Raw genomic sequence first — 17489 nt, 5'->3', positions numbered from 1 at the left:
GGCTACCGCCGGGTCACCATCGACGACGTCGCCTCCCGCGCCGGCATCGGCAAGGGCACCGTCTACCTGCACTGGAAGACCCGCGAAGCCCTCTTCTGGGCCGTCCTGCAGCGCGAGGCCCTGCGCCTGTTCGACCGCCTGGTCGCCGAACTCGGCAGGGAACCCACCCTCGCCCTGCCGCACCGCCTGATGCGGGTGATCTTCCTCGAAGGCGTACGCCGCCCCCTGGTCCGCGCCCTGCTCCTGGCCGACGCCGCCGTCCTCGGCAACCTCGCCCAGGACGAGAGCGTCCGCGCCGCCCAGCAGGACCTCGCCGAGAACCCCGACTACCTCCAGATGCTGGCCGACGAGGGCATCCTGCGCCCCGAACTGTCCGGGGTCACCGCGCAGCACATCCTCGCGAGCGTCGCCCGCGGCTTCTCCAACGCCGACGAACTCGGCGAGGACGACGGGCTCCCGCTGGAAGCACGCGCCGACCTCCTGGCGTACGTGCTGCGCCGCTCGCTGGAGAACGACACCCCGCCCGACTCCGCCGACCTGGCCAAGCTCAACGCCCGGGTCACCGCAATGTTCCAGGCGATGGCCGACGGCCACCGCGAACAGCTCCAGCGCGCCTACTGAACCACCGAACAGGAGAAATTCCGATGGCAATCACCGGCTCTGCGACCTCCCGGTCCGGGGCGAGCGACGTGCGGGGCTCCCTCAGGTGGTGGGCGCTCGGCGCGCTCACCCTGAGCATCCTCGTGATCGGCCTGGACACCTACGTCCTGGCCACCGCCCTGCCCACCCTCTCGGACGAGCTCGGCGCCTCCAACAGCCAGCTCCAGTGGATCTCCGCCTCCTACACCCTCGCCTGGTCCGGCCTGCTGCTGCCGGCCGGCAAACTCGGCGACCGGATCGGCCGGCGCAAGGTCCTCGTGGCCGGCCTGGTGGTCTTCGGCATCGCCTCGGTGATCGCCAGTCAAGTCACCTCGGCCAACGGCCTGATCGCCACCCGCGCGCTGATGGGCGCCGGCGCCGCGATGATCATGACGCTCGCGCTGGCCCTGGTCCCGGTCATCTTCCCCGGCGAGGAGGAGCGCAAGCGCGCGATCACCGTCACCACGATCGGCACCATGCTCGGCATGCCGCTCGGCCCGCTGCTCGGCGGCTGGATGCTCAGCCACTTCGCCTGGGGCTGGGTCTTCCTGATCAACGGCCCGGTCGTGCTGCTCAGCCTGCTCGGCGTCGCGCTGTGGGTCCCCGAGAGCCGCGACCCGGCCGCCCCGACGCTGGACTGGCCCGGCGCCGCGATGGTCACGATCGGCGTCACCGGCATGGCGTACGGCATCATCGAGCAGCCGCTCGAAGGCTGGTCCGACTCGAAGGTGCTGACCGGGCTGATCGGCGGCCTGGTGTTCCTCGCCCTGTTCGTCCTCTGGCAGCGCAAGGCCTCCTCCCCGCTGATCGACCTGAAGCTGTTCCTCAACCGGCACTTCACCTGGGGCTCGATCACCTTCGGCATGGTCAGCTTCGCCATGATGGGCGGACTGTTCGTGCTCACGCCCTACATGCAGCTGGTCCAGGGCGCGTCCGCCGAGTCGACGGGCGTGCGGCTGCTGCCGCTGATCGGCGCGATGCTGGCCGGTGCGGCGGCGGGGGAGAAGCCCGCGAGCAGGATCGGCGCCAAGCCGATCATCCTGGTCGGCATGGTGGTCAGCGCGGTCGGCCTGGTGCTGCTCTCCCAGCTGAACGCCGACAGCGGCTACGGCAGCGTCGCCCTCGGGCTGGTGGTGTTCGGCCTCGGTCTCGGCCTGAGCATCCCGCTCTCGGTGGACGTGGTCCTCTCCGCGCTGCCGCTCTCCCAGGCCGGCACCGGCAACGGCATGTCCCGCACCATGCAGAACATCGCGGTGTCGTTCAGCTCCGCCATCATCGGCAGCATGCTCAACAGCGGCTACCGGGACAAGATCGTCGACGCGGTGCGCGACCTGCCCGGCGCGGCCCGTGACGCCGCCTCGGCCAGCGTGGCCGGTGCCCACGGAGTGGCCGGCGGCCTGCCGGCCGACGCCGGCGGGCGGCTGACCCAGGCGGCGAACACCGCCTACGCCCACGGCATGACCCAGTCGCTGGTGGCCAGCGCCGCCATCCTCGGGGTCTGCGCGGTCCTCACCCTGCTCTTCCTGCCGAAGCGCAAGCCCAGCCCGGCGGAGGTCGAGCTGGCCGCCCTCCACCCGGCGGACGACGCGGGCACGTCCGCGTAGGAACGCGGCGGAAGTCCTCCCCCGGAGGCTCTCCGCCCCACTGAACGCCCTTCCTCTCCGCGCGGGACACCCCCGACTCGCGCGGAGGGGGAGGGTTCCGTCGTCTCCGGGGCCGCACGGCACCGCTGACCGCACCGCACCGCTGACCGCACGGCACCGCTGGCCGCACGGCACCGCTGACCTCGAACTCCGCACGCCAAGCAGGGCTTTAGACCAGCTTCAGTCGCCTTCGCGAAGGTACAGGGAACAAGGCCGCGACACCCGCGAGAGGAGACGTCACGACATGGGAGCACCAGTCGCCATCCCCGTCACCGCGCTGACCCCCCTGATCCCGGTCGGCACCGACCGCTCGGCCGCGGCCGAGGAGGCCGCCGCCACCGAGGAGATCGTCCTCGCCGACCTCACCGACGTCGTCGTGCAACGCGAGATCGTCATCAGCGGAACCGGCATCGGAGTCGGGGACGGCGCGACGTTCAGGAACGAGATCACCACCGCCGACGGCGAACACCTCGCCGCGCTGACCGGCGCGGTGACCATCGTCCACGTCCGCCCCGGGGACAACCGGATCTTCGGCTTCTACCGGGAGTTCCTCACCTTCGCCGACGGCACCGCCCGGACCATGGGCATCGTCGACATCACGGCCACCATGGCCGGCCAGGGCCAGAGCATCGACGCCTACGGCCTCAGCGGCCGCTACCGGGGCACCGCCGGCAGCCGCTCCTACCTGCAGACCGACAAGCCCGACACGTTCCACGCCGAGATCGTCCTGCGCGCACCGGCCGCCAAGCCGCAGTAGCGCCCCGGGCCCCCGAGCCGCGCACACCACCCCCCCAAGCCGCCGAAGTCTCCAGGGAGAGCATTGATGGACACCACCACCGTTCTGATCGCCGGCGCCGGTCCGGTGGGCCTGATGCTCGCCGGCGAGCTCGCCGCGGCCGGCGTGCAGGCCGTCGTCGTCGACCGCCGGCCGCAGGCCAACGAGGACTGGCGGATCTCCACCTTCCACCAGCGTTCGGTCGAGCTCTTCGAACAGCGCGGGCTCGCCGAGCAGCTGCGCGGCGAGGGCTTCTACCAGTGGCCCACGCTCCACTTCGGCCTGCTCTGGCTGGACCTCACCAAGGTGACCGACCAGGAGAACTACCTGGTCGAGATGAGCCGCGTCGAGACGCTGCTCCAGCAGCGCGCGGTGGACCTGGGCGCGACGGTCCTCACCGACCGCGAGGTCGTCGGCCTCGACGCCGACGACGAAGGCGTCACCGTCCGGCTGCGCTCCACCGACGGCGAGAGCACGATCCGCTGCGACTACCTGGTCGGTGCCGACGGCTCGGACAGCACGGTGCGCCGCCTGGCCGGCTTCGAGACCGTCACCGGCGGCCCGTCCTGGTACGGCGTCCTCGCCGACCTGGAGACCTACGAGGGCCAGATCGAGGCCCAGCTCTACCCGGGCGGCGTCTTCGGCGCCATGCCCGACCCGCAGCGCGGCCTCTACCGGCTGCAGACCATCGAGTTCGACGTCCCCGCGCCCCCGGCCGACACCCCGGTCACGATCGAGGAGCTCGACGCCAACATCGAGCGCCTCACCGGCAGCAAGCGCCCGATCGCCGACGCCCGCTGGCTGCGCCGCTACTCGGGCCGCAGCGAGTACGTCACCCAGTACCGGCTCGGCCGCGTGCTGCTCGCGGGCGACGCCGCGCACCACCACCTCTTCACCGCCGGACACGGCCTCAACACCGGTCTCAACGACGCCGTCAACCTCGGCTGGAAGCTGGCCGCCGAGGTCCGCGGCGTGGCCCCCGAGGGCCTGCTCGACAGCTACTCCGCCGAGCGCCAGCCGGTCGGCGCGCGGGCCTGCGAGGCGCTGCGCGCCCAGACCGCCCTGATGTACCCGTTGGAGTCGGTCGCCCCGCTCCGGGCCCTGCTCACCGACCTGATCACCTACGACGACGTCAACCGGCACCTGGTCACCATGGTCAGCGACGTGCGCTACCCCATCCCGGCGCCGGAGGGCGCCGAGGCGGCCGCGATCGTCGGCCGGCCGGTGCCGAACGTGAGCCTCAAGACCGCCGACGGGACGGTCACCGGCCCCGCCGAGGCGCTCGGCGCCGGCCGCGGCGTGCTGCTGGACCTGTCCGGCGGCGCGGCCGACCTCTCCGCCCTGGCGCCGCTCGCCGACCGGCTGACCGTCGTGGCCGCCGAGCCCGACCAGGCGTTCGACACCGAGCTCGTCCTGGTCCGGCCGGACGGGTTCGTCGCCTGGGCCGGTGCCGCGGACGCCGCCGGCCTGGACGCCGCGGTCGCCACCTGGTTCGGCACGGCCGCGAACTGACCGGCGCCGCGGACCGGCCGACCGCCGGAGGGACGCGCGACCGCCGAACCCGCGGCGCGCGTCCCGGCCCGCCCCGTCCTCCGCGGCCCACCCGACCCTGCTGCAGCCAAGTCCTGCGGCAGCCCCAGCCCCTCCGCAGCCCCAGCCCCTCCGCAGCCCCAGCCCTTCCGCAGCCCCGGAGCCGGACCCGGCCGCACCGAGCCGGCGTCGGCCCCGCCGCCCGCCCTGCCCGTGAGACGCCTTCCCAGCCCAGGAGCCTGTCCATGACCCAGCCGACGCCCACCGCGTCCTTCCCGCTGTCCCGCAGCTGCCCCTACCAGCCGCCCACCGGCTACAACGACTTCAAGGGCAAGGGCCCGCTGCAGAAGGTCCAGCTGTTCGACGGCCGCAGCGCCTGGCTGGTCAGCAGCCACGCCGTCGCCCACAAGCTGCTCGGCGACTCCCGGCTGTCCAACGACCGTACCCGGCCCGACTTCCCGGCGCTGTCCGCCGCCGAGCGCACCCCGCGCCCGTTCCGGATGCTGCCCGAGATGGACTCGCCCGAGCACGACGTCCAGCGCCGGATGCTGCTGCCCTCCTTCACCCTCAAGCGCGCCCGCGAGGCCCGCCCGAGGATCGAGGAGATCACCAACGAACTCATCGACGCCATGCAGGCCAAGGGCGGCCCGCTGGACCTGGTCTCCGAGTTCGCGATCCACCTGCCCTCCAAGATCGTCTGCGAGCTGCTCGGCATCCCCTTCGAGGACCACGAGTTCTTCCAGGACCGCGGCTACCGCCTGGAGAAGGTGGAGAGCGTCGAATCCGTCCAGCAGATGATCGGCGAGCTGTTCGGCTACCTGGACCGCCTGATCACCGCCATGGAGAACGCCGACGAGCCGCAGCCCGGCCTGCTCGGCGACCTCGTCGCCGGACCGGTCGCCAACGGGGAGATGAGCCACCAGGAACTCGTCGTCCTCGCCCTGGTCATGCTCAACTCCGGCCACGTCACCACCTCCTCGATGATCGCCCTGGGCATCTTCACGCTGCTGGAGCACCCCGACCAGCTCGCCCTGCTGCGCGCCAAGCCCGAGCTGATGCCCTCGGCGGTCGACGAGCTGCTGCGCTACCTGTCCATCGCCGACACCGTCACCCGGCGCATCGCGGTCGCCGACATCGAGATCGCCGGGCAGACCATCGCCGCCGGCGACGGCGTCCTGATGCCCAACGCCCTGCTCAACCGCGACCCGGAGGCCTTCGAGGAGCCGGACACCTTCGACATCACCCGCAGCTCCGAGAACCGCCACCTCGCCCTCGGCTTCGGCGTGCACCAGTGCATCGGCCAGCACCTCGCGAAGGCGGAGATCGAGGTGGCGCTGACCGCCCTGCTCACCCGCTTCCCCACGCTGCGCCTGGCCGTGCCCGCGGACGAGGTGCCGCTGCGCGACACCGGCGGCCTGGAGGGCGTCTCGGCCCTGCCCGTGACCTGGTGAGCCCGGCGGACCACGCAGGACAGCCAGGACAGCGAGAAGGAGAGAACATGCGAGTCTCAGCCGACCAGGACGCCTGCATCGGCGGCGGCCTCTGCGCCCTGCACGCGCCGACGGTCTTCGACCAGGACGACCGGACCGGTGTGGTCGTCGTGCTCGACGCCGACCCCGCGGAGGAGCGGCGGGCCGAGGTCGAGGCCGCCGTCCGCAACTGCCCGTCCGGTGCCGTGCGCCTGCAGGGCCAGGGCCGCTAGGGCCCCGGCACCACGCCACCGTGCGCCTCCCCCCGACCGTCCAGGGGGAGGCGCACGGCCGACCGGAGGAGATCCGGATGCGTCCCACCGCCCGACGCAGGCTGGCCGCACTGGCAGTCGGCTTCTGGCAGGCGTTGGCCTGCCTCGGCGGACTCTGGGTGGGCGTCCCCGGCGTGCCACCGCCCCAGGACCGCGCCGCAGCGCCCCGCCACCCCGAACGGCTCTGCCCGGAAGTCCCGCCCACCCCCACCGAACGCGCCCTCTGGGCCCAGCTCGACCACACCTCCTGACGCCGTCGTCAAGCGGCGGGCGACGGCCACGGCGGGGGAGCGCTCGGAGGCCCGGGCGCGTTCCTCGACCGGCGGGTCACCGGAGGACGGTCCGTGCTGCTGCTCCGGCCCTGTCGGGCCCGCGCGCTGGTCTGCGAGAATCGGCCGGTCGGTGGAACAGGCGAGGAGGCCTCCCTTGGGCGGGGACGAGATGCGGGCCCGGATTCCGCAGCTGCGGCTGGACGAGCTGCTGGAGGAGCTCCAGGCGCGCATCGACGCCGCTCGGGGAACCCGGGACCGGGTGCACAGCCTGCTGGAGGCGGTGCTGTCGGTGGGCCGGGAGCTGGATCTGACCCAGGTGTTGCGGCGCATCGTCGAGGCGGCCGCCGTCCTGGTGGACGCCCGGTACGCGGCGCTCGGGGTGATCGGTCCGGATGGCGAGACGCTGTCGGAGTTCCTGACGGTGGGCCTGTCCGAGGAGGAGATCGCGAAGATCGGCCCCTACCCGACCGGCCGGGGAATCCTCGGGGAGCTGATCCACCACCCCGAGGCGCTGCGCCTCGGCGAGCTGTCCGCGCACGGGGCGTCCTACGGGTTCCCGGCGAACCATCCGCCGATGCGCACGTTCCTCGGTGTGCCGGTGCGGGTGCGCGCCGAGGTGTTCGGCAACCTCTACCTCACGGACAAGCGGGGCGGTGAGGAGTTCGACGCGGACGACGAGTCGGTGATCTCGACCTTGGCGGTGGCGGCCGGGGTGGCGATCGACAACGCTCGCCTCTACGAGGAGTCGCAGCGCCAGCAGCGTTGGCTGGCCGCGAACGCGGAGATCACCCGCGGGCTGCTGTCCGGCAGTGCGCGCTCCCAGGTGCTGGAGCTGATCGCCCAGCGCGCGCGGGAGATCACCGGGTCGGAGCTGGCGGACGTGTCCGTCCCCGTGGCCGGCACCGCGGCGGTGCGGGTGGAGCTCGCACTGGGCGGGGACGAAGCCGAGCGGTTGGGCCTGGTGGTGCCGTTGGAGGGCTCGCTGTCGGGCGAGGCGTGCGCTCAGGGCTCACCGGCGGCGACGGCCGATCTGGCGGGCGACCCGAGGCTGTCCGCGGGCCCGCGGCGGTTCGACGGTCTGGGACCGGCGGTCGCGGTGCCGCTCGGCCGGGGCACCGGGCAGGTCGAGGGTGTGCTGCTGCTGGCGAGGAGGTCGGGGGAACAGCCGTTCACGGAGCGGGAGATCGCCCCGCTGCTGGGGTTCGCCGACCAGGCGGCGCTGGCCCTGGAGCTGGCGGAGCGCCGCCGCGACGCGGAGCAGCTGGCGATGCTGGAGGACCGCGACCGGATCGCCCGTGACCTGCACGACCTGGCGATCCAGCGCCTGTTCGCGACCGGGATGACCCTGCAGAGCGCGGCCCGCTTCATCGACCACTCCGGGGCCTCGGACCGGGTGCTGCGGGCGGTCGGCGATCTGGACGAGACCATCAAGATCATCCGCTCGACGATCTTCGGCCTCCGGGCCCGGGACGACACCGCGGGCCAGGGCCTTCGCGCCCGGGTGGTGCGCGTCGTCGAGGAGGCCCAGGCGGCGCTGGGCTTCGCGCCGAGGCTGAGCATGGAGGGCCTGCTCGACACGGACGTTTCCGCGGAGGTGGCCGAGCACGTGGTGGCGGTGCTGGGGGAGGCGCTCAGCAACGCGGCCCGGCACGCGAAGGCCCGCCGCGTCGAGGTGGTGCTCCAGGCGACCGGGACGCGGGTCGTGCTGGCCGTACGGGACGACGGGGTCGGCATCCCCGAGCAGGGTCGGCGCAGTGGTCTGCGCAACCTCGCCGAGCGGGCCGAGGGCCTCGGCGGCACTCTGGAACTCGCGAGCCCCCCGGAGGGCGGGACCGGACTGGTGTGGTCGGTGCCGCTCGGCTGACCCGGGCCACGTGCCGCCCTCATGTCGCGGGCCGGTGCCCGCCCGCCGGCCCGGGCCGACACGGTGACGAGGCGGGCAGAACCCGGCCCTTCAGCAGTTCGGGCCGGATCCGGACGGTCACCCGGCCGGTGGGGCGGACCATCGGGGCGGCCTCGGCCGGGGGAGGCTCCGCGCTCACGTCGGCCCGGCCGAGGACGGTCACCGTCCAGCCGCTGCCGTCGGCCTCGTCGACCTCGCCGACCTCGAAGGCGACGAGAGCCCCCGAGACGGCACGGATCAACTCGGAGTCGGCGGCGGCGCTGAGCAGCACCCCCGCGTCACCGTCGAGGAGGTAGCGGGTGGGGAGGACGGCCGGCAGGGCGCCCACGGTGTAGACGACGCGGCCGACCGAGGCCGTGGCCAGGAGCCGCAGGCACTGCCGCTCGTCCAGTGCCGGCGTGGTATCGGGTGTCATGGCATCGATGCTCGCGCCGCCCCCTCCCGCGGGGGAGGGGCCGTTGGTCCCCCGGTGGCGGCAGGCGGGCCCGGTTTCGGGTGGGCTGGTCGGATCCGCGGTGGGCGGCGGCGACGGGTTCAGCGGGTGGACCGCCCGCTGCCCTGCTTCTGGAGGGCAAGGGTCTCCGTGGCGATGATGGCGGCCTGGACCCTGCGCTCCACGCCGAGCTTGGCGAGCAGCCGGGAGACGTGGTTCTTGACGGTCTTCTCGGCGAGGTAGAGCCGCTGGCCGATCTGCCGGTTGGTCAGCCCCTCGCCGACGAGGGCGAGGATCTCCCGTTCCCGCTCGGTGAGTTCGGGGAAGGCCTGGGTCGGAGCGGCGGTGTCGCCCCGCAGCCGGGCCATCAGGCGGGTGGTGGCACCGGGGTCGAGCATGGACTGGCCGGCGGCGACGGTCCGTACGGCGGAGACGAGGTCGGTGCCGCTGATCTGCTTGAGGACGTAGCCGGCCGCTCCGGCCATGATCGAGTCGAGCAGGGCCTCCTCGTCGTCGAAGGAGGTGAGCATCAGACAGGCGAGTCCGGGCATGCGGGAGCGCAGTTCGCGGCACACGGTCACGCCGTCGCCGTCCGGCAGCCGCATGTCCAGGATGGCGACGTCGGGACGCAGGGCCGGCACGCGGGTGATCGCCTGCTCCGCGGTGGCGGCCTCGCCGATCACGGTCAGGCCGGGCTCCGCGTCCAGCAGGTCGTGGACGCCCCGGCGAACGACCTCGTGGTCGTCGAGGAGGAACACCTTGACGGGGGCGATCGACTGCTCTGCCGCCTGGTCGGCCATCGCTTCTCCATACCTCGGGACCCGGCACCGGACGGTGCGGGCGAAACCTGCCAGGAGTCTCCCGCGGGCGCGAGCGCACCGGTAGGGCCGGAAGGCCCTGTCTCCGCACGACCGCCGGACGCGATGGCCGGCTCAGCCCGTCGGCTCCGGCGTCGAAGGCGCGGCCCCGGTGCCGGCGCCACGCCCGGTGGTCACCGCACGGCGCGGGTCCGGTGGTCACCGCACGGCGCAGGTCCGGTCGGGACCACCGGGGTGTCGGCCCGGGACCGCCGGCGCCGGAAGCAGGGCCCGAGGTCCCTGGGGCAGGGCGGGGCTGCAGGTCGAGGATCCTCACCGTGGGCGACAGGCACGACTGGTGCCCGGCCCGAAATCCTCCGCTCTCTGGCAAAGGAGCCCCCTCATGTCCCCATCCGATCGCGGGAGAACGCCGGCGAGCCCGGCGGTTGGTGAAACCCGGGGGCGCGGCGCCACGTTCGGACTGCCGGCCGCGACCGCACTCGTCGTCGGCAGCGTCATCGGAACCGGGGTGTTCGCGCTGCCCTCGGCGCTCGCGCCGTACGGGCCGATCGCGCTGGTGGCGTTCGTGCTGGTCACCGTCGGCGCGCTGGCGCTGGCAGTGACCTTCGGGAAGCTCTCGAAGCGGGTGCCCGGCAGCGGTGGCCCGTTCGTCTACGCCCGGGAGGCGTTCGGCGATTTCGCGGGGTTCCTGACCGCCTGGTCCTACTGGATCACGGCCTGGGCCGGGAACGCCGCCATCGTGGTGGCCTGGGTCGGCTACGTCGAAGTCTTCGTCAACAAGGGCCATCACACCGGGACCTCGATCGCCATCGCCTTGGCTGGCCTGTGGCTGCCGGCGGTCGTGAACCTGGCCGGCGTGCGCAGCATCGGGGCCGTCCAGGTGGTCACCACGGTCCTGAAGTTCCTGCCGCTGGCGTTCATGGCCACGGCCGGCCTGCTGTTCGTCAAGTCCGGCGACTTCGGGGCCTTCAACGCGAGCGGCGGCTCGGCGCTGGGCGCGGTGTCGGCGGCCGGCGCGATCGCGCTGTTCAGCTACATCGGCCTGGAGACCGCCTCGGTGGCGGCCGGGCGGGTGCGGGAGCCGAAGCGCAACGTGCCCAGGGCCACCGTGTACGGCACCCTGGCGTGTGCGGCGATCTACCTGCTGGGCACGCTCGCGGTGTTCGGCACCGTGCCGCACGGCCAACTCGCCTCCTCCACCGCGCCGTTCACCGACGCCATGAACAACATCGCGGGCGGCCACTGGGCCGGGAACCTGGTCGCGGCCGCGGCGGTCGTCTCCGGACTCGGCGCCCTCAACGGCTGGACCCTGATCTGCGCGGAGATGCCGATGGCCGCGGCCCGCGACGGACTGTTCCCGGCCGCCTTCGCCCGCACCCGCGGCCGCGGCGAGATCCCTGCCTTCGGCATCGTCTCGGCGACGGTCCTCGCCTCGCTGCTCACCGTGGTCAGCTACACCCGGTTCACCCGGGTGTTCACCGAGATCGTCCTGCTGAGCGTGCTCACCGCCGTCATCCCCTACCTGCTTTCGGCCGCCGCCCAGCTGTACTGGCTGACGCAGCGCGGGCGGGAGGAGCTGGATCGTCGTCGCCTCGCCCGGGACACCACCGTCACCGTCCTGGCCCTGGCCTTCTCCTACTGGTCGATCCAGGGCAGCGGCTACCAGACCGTCTACTACGGCCTGTTCACCATCCTGCTCGGCATCCCGGTCTACGTCCGGCTCAAGCGACCGCACACCCGGCCCGCCGCCGGCAGCCCGACCGGCACCGACGCCCCGCCCGTCGCCATCGGTACGGCCCACCCGGACGGGGGGCTCCCGAAGGCGGCCCGGACCGGCCGGACCGTCGGCCTGCCGACCATCCTCCGCCGCGCGGTCTTCCCGCGCCACCAGCACTGAACCCCGAGGAGCTGCCCCGATGTCCACCCTGCGTGTCGACTCCGAAGCAGGCCGCCTGCGCCAGGTGATCCTGCACCGACCGGGCCTGGAACTGACCCGGCTGACCCCGCGCAACGTCGACGACCTGCTCTTCGACGACATCCTCTGGGCCAAGCGGGCCCGCGAGGAGCACGACGCCTTCGCCCAGGTGCTGCGCGACCACGGCGTCCGGGTCCACCACTACGCCGACCTGCTCACCGAGACCCTCCGGCTGCCCCCGGCCCGGGCCTGGCTGCTCGACCGGGTGGTCACCCCGGCCGCCGTCGGCCCGGCCCTGGTCGAGCCGGTGCGGGAGCTTTGCGAGCAGCTCGACGGCGCCACCCTCGCCGAGTACCTGATCGGCGGCGTCCTCAAGGACGACCTGCCGCTGAAGAGCCCGCACAGCCTGGTGTGGGACACCCTCGGCGAGCAGGACTTCGCCCTCCCGCCGCTGCCCAACCACCTCTTCCCGCGCGACAACTCCTGCTGGATCGGCTCCCGGTACAGCCTCAACCCGATGGCGAAGCCGGCCCGCCGGCGGGAGACCCTGCACACCGCGGCGATCTACCGCTTCCACCCGCTGTTCGCCGAGACCGCGCCCCCGCTGCTGGACGGCACCGCCACCGGGCCGGGTCTCAGCGTGGAGGGTGGTGACGTCCACGTGATCGCGCCCGGCGTCGTGATGGTCGGCATGGGCGAGCGCACCACCGCCGCGGCCGTCGAAACCCTCGCCCAGCAGCTGTTCGCGACCGGCACCGCCCACCGGCTGATCGCCGTGCGGCTGCCGGAGAGCCGGGCGTTCATGCACCTGGACACCGTCATGACGATGGTCGACCGGGACACCTTCACGCTCTACCCGGGCCTCGCGGACCGACTGCGCTGCTGGACCCTCACCCCCGCCCCCGAGCGTCCGGCCGGCTACGACGTGCAGCCCGACCCCGACCTGGGCGCCTCGCTCGCCGAGGCCCTCGACCTGGACAAGGTCCGCTTCCTGTCCGCCGAACAGGACGCCCGCGCCGCCGAGCGCGAGCAGTGGGACGACGGGAGCAACTTCCTCGCACTCGCCCCGGGCGTCGTCGTCGGCTACGAGCGCAACACCACCACCAACACCCACCTGCGCAAGCAGGGCATCGAGATCGTCACCATCGCCGGGTCCGAACTCGGCCGCGGCCGCGGCGGCCCGCGCTGCATGAGCTGCCCGATCGAGCGCGACCCCGCCAACTGACCACCCGCCCACCGAGGAGAAGCCGCCATGACCATCGACCTCAACGGCCGCCACTACCTGCGCGAACTCGACTTCACGGCCGCCGAGATCCACCACCTGCTCGACCTCGCCGCCGAACTGAAGACCGCCCGGCGGGACGGCACCGAAACCGCCCGCCTCACCGGCCGCAGGATCGCCCTGATCTTCGAGAAGAACTCCACCCGCACCCGCTGCGCCTTCGAGGTCGCCGCGGCCGACCAGGGGGCGACCACCACCTACCTCGGCCCGGACAGCTCCCACATCGGGCACAAGGAGAGCACCGCCGACACCGCCCGGGTGCTGGGCCGGATGTACGACGCCGTCGAGTACCGCGGCTTCGACCAGGACACCGTCACCGAACTCGCGGCCCACGCCGGCGTCCCCGTCTACAACGGCCTCACCGACCGGTGGCACCCGACCCAGAGCCTGTGCGACGTGTTCACGATGCGCGAGCACAGCAACAAGCCGCTGGAGGAGATCTCCTTCTGCTACCTCGGAGACGCCCGCAACAACACCGCCCACTCCCTGATGGCCATGGGCAGCCTGCTCGGCATGGACGTGCGCATCGCCGCGCCGCGCGACCTGTGGCCCGACCCGGCGCTCGTCTCCGAGTGCCTGCTGCTCGGCGGCGGGAGCGGCGCCCGGCTCACCCTCACCGACGACGTCGAGGAGGCCGTGCGCGGAAGCGACTTCCTCTACACCGACGTGTGGGTGTCGATGGGCGAGGACCACGCCCGGTGGCCCGAGCGCATCGCCCGGCTGCTGCCCTACCAGGTCAACGCCAAGACCATGGCCGCCACCGGCAACCCGGGCGCCGCCTTCCTGCACTGCCTGCCCGCCCTGCACGACCGCCGCACCGACCTCGGCGCCGAGCACGGACTCGACGGCCTCGAAGTCACCGACGAGGTCTTCGAGTCGCCCGCCTCACTGGTCTTCGACCAGGCCGAGAACCGCATGCACACCATCAAGGCGATCCTCGTCGCCACCCTCGGGAGGAAGTGACCATGCGCATCGTCGCCGCCCTCGGCGGGAACGCCCTGCTCCAACGGGGCGAACACCCCGACGCCGCCGTACAGTCCCGCCACGTCCACGACGCGGCCCGCTCGCTCGCCGAACTCGTCACGGCCGGGCACGAGGTGGTGATCACCCACGGCAACGGACCGCAGATCGGCCTGCTCGCCGCGGAGAGCGAGACCGACCCGGCCCTCACCGCGCCGTACCCGCTCGACGTCCTCGGAGCCCAGACCCAGGGCATGATCGGCACCCTGCTCGCCCGCGAGCTCATGGGCCGCCTGCCGGGCCGCGCCGTCACCGCACTGGTCACCCACACCGAAGTGGACCCCCACGATCCCGCCTTCCGACGGCCGGCCAAGTTCATCGGCGGACAACTCACCGACCGGCAGGCCCGGACGGCGGAGACCGAGCGAGGCTGGACCACAGCGCGGGACGGTACCCGGATGCGCCGCGTGGTCCCCTCTCCGCAGCCGACGGCGATCGTCGAGCTGCCGGCCGTCCGGGCCCTGCTGGCGACCGGTGCGGTGGTGATCGCCGCCGGCGGGGGAGGCGTCCCGGTCACCCGCGATCAGGACACCGACCGGGTGCGCGGCGTCGAGGCGGTCGTCGACAAGGACCTCGCCGCCGCCCTGCTCGCCCGGCAGCTCGACGCCGACGCGCTGCTCATCCTCACCGACGTCACCCACGTGTTCACCGGCTACGGCACGCCCCACCCCCGCCCGCTGGTCACCGCGACCCCCGCACAGCTGCGGGCACTCGGCCTGCCCGAGGGCTCGATGCGTCCCAAGGCCGAAGCCGCCGCCGGGTTCGCGGAGCGCACGGGTCGGCTCGCCGCCATCGGCCCACTGGACAACGCGCTCGGCACGCTCCTGGGAACCACCGGAACCACCGTCCGGGGCGCCGTCGAGGGCGGCGAGCCGGGCAACGCCCTCCGCCACCGTTGCGACGGCCACCACGGCCTCATCACTCCCGCGCGGTAGCCGGCGGAGGTCGGAACGCCGGATGCCGCGCCCACCCCGGGTGGGCGCGGCATCCGCGTCATCGTCCCCCGGTGCCGCGGCGGGCACCTGCGAAGTGTCAGTCGTGGGGGACGACGGCGACCGGCGCCTGGGCGTGGTGGATCACGGCGTGGGCGACCGGACCGAGGCGCAGGCCGAGGTGGTGGCGGCGCCGGTGGCGGCCGACCACCACGAGTGCGGCGTTCGCGGAGGCGTCCACCACGGCGCCGGCGCCGGCGGCGATCCGGCTGTCCTCGACCACCGCCACGTCCGGGTACTTGGTCCGCCACGGGTTGAGTACCTGGCTGAGCAGCTCGGTTTCGACGACGCGGAACTGCTCGGTGTCGATCTGCGGCGCCGTCCAGCCCCCGTAGCCCCACCCGGCCGGCGGCGTCCAGCCGTGAACGGCGCGCAGCACGGTGCCGCGTGCCGCGGCCGCCCGGAAGGCGAAGTCGACGACCTCCTCCGCCGGATCACGGGCGTCGATGCCGACGACCACCTCGGCGTCGTCGCGGGCGCCGCTCTGCCGCGCCCGCGCGGCCCGGACCAGGACGACGGGCACGTCGCACCGCGCCGCCATGTTCAGACCGACCGATCCCACCAGCAGGCCCTCGAAGCCGCCCAGCCCCAGGGAACCGACGGCGAGCAGCTCGGAGCCGGCCGCGGCGGCGAGTAGGGATGCGGTCGGCTCGTGGCCGGGCAGGAGGCCGGTGTGCACCTCCAGCCCGGGGTGCGCCGCGCGCACCTGTTGCGCGGCCTCGGCGAGCATCCGCTCGGTCAGGGCGCGCACGCGCGCCGGCTGGCCGGGATCGGCGTGCTCGTCGTCCTCCCAGGTCCAGGCGTGGACGAGGCGCAGGGCATGGCCTCGGCGTACCGCTTCGTCCGCCGCCCACTGCGCTGCCGCGGTGCTCTCGGCCGAACCGTCGATACCGGCCAGTACGAACCTGCTCATGGCGATGCCCTGCTTTCCTTCGTTCGGACCGCCCCGGGCACGACCGCCCGGGGGTCGGGACCAGCCTCGCCGAGGACGGTCCTCGGTCCCAGGGCCGGCCGGGTACGCGAGCGGGGCCCAAGGTCCCGGATGCCGCCTCGGGCCGGTGGCCCACGCCGTGCTGCACCCCGCAGCTCCCCCGTGGCGCTGGCACCGGAGTCGTGACCGGCCCGGAAACGCTCTCCCCGAGGACCTTCGGCACCTGCCGGGGGCTGCCCGGCCCATGTCGGAGCGGTCCGGCGCCGGGCGACCCTGCTGGATACGAGCCGGGCACACGGGTGCCCACGCCGAACGTCCCTTGGAGGCCGGAAGCATGTCCGTATCCGTTGTGGTGGGTGTCGACGGGTCCGCCGAGAGCGCCGCGGCGGCCCGCTGGGCGGCGTTCGACGCCCACCGGCGCCGCGTCGCCCTCCGCCTGGTGTGCGTCGTACCGCCGGAGGGCGGTGACCTCCCGCACCCCGAGGCGGCCGGACACCGGCGGCCGGACTTCGCGACCGCGCTCCTGGCGTCGATCGCGAACGCGCTGCCCCGGCTGTGCGTCTCCTGTGAGGTGGTCCCCGGGAACCCGTGGTCCGCCCTGGCCGCCGCCGGCGGGCAGGAGGGGCTACTGGTGCTCGGCTCGAGGGGGCCGGGCGCGGTCGCCGGGAGGCTCCTCGGCTCCGTCGCGCTACGCGCCGCCGGAGAGGCGCGGTGCCCCGTCGTTCTGGTTCCGGAGGGCGCTGCGGGCCCGAAGACCGGGCTCGGCGAGGTCGTGGTCGGCCTGCGGGGCGACGGCCGGCCGTCGGACGCCGTCCTCGGGTTCGCCTTCGAGGAGGCCGCCCGGCGCGGGGCGGTACTGCGGGCGCTGGAAGGCCGGGTCGAACCGCACGGCCCGCTGCGGACCGAGGCCCCGATCGGGCCGGAGGAGATCCGCCGGTCGCTGGTGGAGTCCGAGACGGTGCGGCTGCGGGACGCGCTGGCCCCCTGGCGGGAGAAGTTCCCCGAGGTGCGCACCGTGGCGGAGGTGTCCGGCTGGGGCGCGGCCCGGACGCTGGTGGAGGCTTCGCACAGTGCGGCCCTGGTGGTCGTCGGCCGGCCCGCGCCCGCGCACCCCTTGGCGGCACCGAAACTCGGGCACGTGGCGCACGCGGTCATTCACCACGCCCACGGTCCGGTGGCGGTGGTGCCGCACGACTGAGCCGGGGAACGGGCGCCGGTGGGCCGGGACCCGATGTGGTCCCGGCCACCGGCGTGCGGGTCAGGCCGGGTTCGCACGCCGGGGCCAGCACGCCGGGGCCCGCACGTCCCGCTACGGCGACCAGGCCTGAGAGGACACGGACGTGACCACCTCGCAGGACGACCCCGCCACCAGCGCCCGGGACGGCCGGCTTCAGGGCGGACTCTGACGCGCAGCCGTCGACGTCCGCGACGTCGTCCGGCAGGACGACACCCCGTGCGAGGGCGACGCCACCTTCCTGGCCGGTCCCACCCAACGCACCCTCACCGTGTGGCGGCAGATCACCGACCTCTCCCCCCGGGGAGCGGGCCGAGGGCGTGGAGGCGGGCGCCGGGTGTGCCGTCCTGGTGCCTGGCCG

16 protein-coding genes are annotated in these 17489 nt (G+C 73.7%); 13 read left to right on the top strand and 3 right to left on the bottom strand.

The window, feature by feature from the left end:
* The 8 genes from IF30_RS0133140 to IF30_RS0133105 all read left to right on the top strand — a co-directional run.
* The coding region (locus tag IF30_RS0133140) for a TetR/AcrR family transcriptional regulator (protein ID WP_037901942.1) at nucleotides 1-621 on the top strand (621 nt) is incomplete at its 5' end.
* 23 nt (nucleotides 622-644) lie between these two features.
* Nucleotides 645-2243, top strand: coding sequence for an MFS transporter (locus IF30_RS0133135; protein WP_051711737.1), 1599 nt, complete (start codon nucleotides 645-647; stop codon nucleotides 2241-2243).
* A gap of 283 nt (nucleotides 2244-2526) precedes the next feature.
* Complete coding sequence (locus tag IF30_RS0133130; protein WP_030245418.1) at nucleotides 2527-3039, top strand: allene oxide cyclase barrel-like domain-containing protein; 513 nt, start codon at nucleotides 2527-2529, stop codon at nucleotides 3037-3039.
* Nucleotides 3040-3105: 66 nt separating this feature from the next.
* Nucleotides 3106-4569, top strand: coding sequence for an FAD-dependent monooxygenase (locus IF30_RS0133125; RefSeq protein WP_037901939.1), 1464 nt, complete (start codon nucleotides 3106-3108; stop codon nucleotides 4567-4569).
* 263 nt (nucleotides 4570-4832) lie between these two features.
* Nucleotides 4833-6038, top strand: a complete 1206-nt coding sequence (locus IF30_RS0133120) for a cytochrome P450 (protein WP_030245415.1) — start codon at nucleotides 4833-4835, stop codon at nucleotides 6036-6038.
* A gap of 47 nt (nucleotides 6039-6085) precedes the next feature.
* Nucleotides 6086-6289, top strand: coding sequence for a ferredoxin (locus tag IF30_RS0133115; protein WP_030245414.1), 204 nt, complete (start codon nucleotides 6086-6088; stop codon nucleotides 6287-6289).
* Nucleotides 6290-6309: 20 nt separating this feature from the next.
* The gene (locus tag IF30_RS48220) at nucleotides 6310-6579 is read left to right on the top strand and encodes a DUF6059 family protein (RefSeq protein WP_158835659.1); all 270 of its coding nucleotides are present in this window, start codon (nucleotides 6310-6312) and stop codon (nucleotides 6577-6579) included.
* A 190-nt stretch (nucleotides 6580-6769) separates the two neighbouring features.
* Nucleotides 6770-8464, top strand: coding sequence for a GAF domain-containing sensor histidine kinase (locus tag IF30_RS0133105; RefSeq protein WP_030245409.1), 1695 nt, complete (start codon nucleotides 6770-6772; stop codon nucleotides 8462-8464).
* Nucleotides 8465-8483: 19 nt separating this feature from the next.
* Here IF30_RS0133105 and IF30_RS0133100 read toward each other — a convergent pair whose 3' ends face one another.
* Nucleotides 8484-8918, bottom strand: a complete 435-nt coding sequence (locus IF30_RS0133100) for a pyridoxamine 5'-phosphate oxidase family protein (RefSeq protein WP_051711735.1) — start codon at nucleotides 8916-8918, stop codon at nucleotides 8484-8486.
* Between the two features lie 119 nt (nucleotides 8919-9037).
* A complete protein-coding gene (locus IF30_RS0133095; RefSeq protein ID WP_030245406.1) occupies nucleotides 9038-9736 on the bottom strand; it encodes a response regulator in 699 nt (232 codons plus the stop codon).
* Between the two features lie 400 nt (nucleotides 9737-10136).
* Here IF30_RS0133095 and IF30_RS0133090 point away from each other — a divergent pair, with 400 nt between their 5' ends.
* From IF30_RS0133090 to IF30_RS0133075, 4 genes are read left to right on the top strand one after another with little or no spacing between them, the layout of a single operon-like run.
* Nucleotides 10137-11651, top strand: a complete 1515-nt coding sequence (locus tag IF30_RS0133090; protein WP_199807973.1) for an amino acid permease — start codon at nucleotides 10137-10139, stop codon at nucleotides 11649-11651.
* Nucleotides 11652-11670: 19 nt separating this feature from the next.
* Nucleotides 11671-12894: an arginine deiminase gene (locus IF30_RS0133085; RefSeq protein ID WP_030245403.1), complete on the top strand. Its 1224-nt coding sequence runs from the start codon at nucleotides 11671-11673 to the stop codon at nucleotides 12892-12894.
* 27 nt (nucleotides 12895-12921) lie between these two features.
* The gene (argF, locus tag IF30_RS0133080; RefSeq protein ID WP_030245401.1) at nucleotides 12922-13914 is read left to right on the top strand and encodes an ornithine carbamoyltransferase; all 993 of its coding nucleotides are present in this window, start codon (nucleotides 12922-12924) and stop codon (nucleotides 13912-13914) included.
* A 2-nt stretch (nucleotides 13915-13916) separates the two neighbouring features.
* A complete protein-coding gene (locus tag IF30_RS0133075) occupies nucleotides 13917-14906 on the top strand; it encodes a carbamate kinase (protein WP_051711733.1) in 990 nt (329 codons plus the stop codon).
* 97 nt (nucleotides 14907-15003) lie between these two features.
* Here the strand turns inward: IF30_RS0133075 and IF30_RS0133070 are convergent, their stop codons facing one another.
* Nucleotides 15004-15876 carry a universal stress protein gene (locus IF30_RS0133070; RefSeq protein ID WP_030245398.1) on the bottom strand — a complete coding sequence of 291 codons (873 nt, stop codon included), beginning with the start codon at nucleotides 15874-15876 and terminating at the stop codon, nucleotides 15004-15006.
* 352 nt (nucleotides 15877-16228) lie between these two features.
* Here IF30_RS0133070 and IF30_RS0133065 point away from each other — a divergent pair, with 352 nt between their 5' ends.
* On the top strand, nucleotides 16229-17092 hold the full coding sequence (locus IF30_RS0133065; protein WP_030245396.1) for a universal stress protein: 864 nt from the start codon (nucleotides 16229-16231) through the stop codon (nucleotides 17090-17092).
* Nucleotides 17093-17489: the final 397 nt, after the last annotated feature.

The organism is Streptomyces sp. NRRL S-350 (genome assembly GCF_000719705.1).
Classification (GTDB): domain Bacteria; phylum Actinomycetota; class Actinomycetes; order Streptomycetales; family Streptomycetaceae; genus Kitasatospora.
The sequence above is the reverse complement of the archived record's forward strand: the minus strand, read 5'-3'. Positions and strand labels throughout refer to the sequence as shown.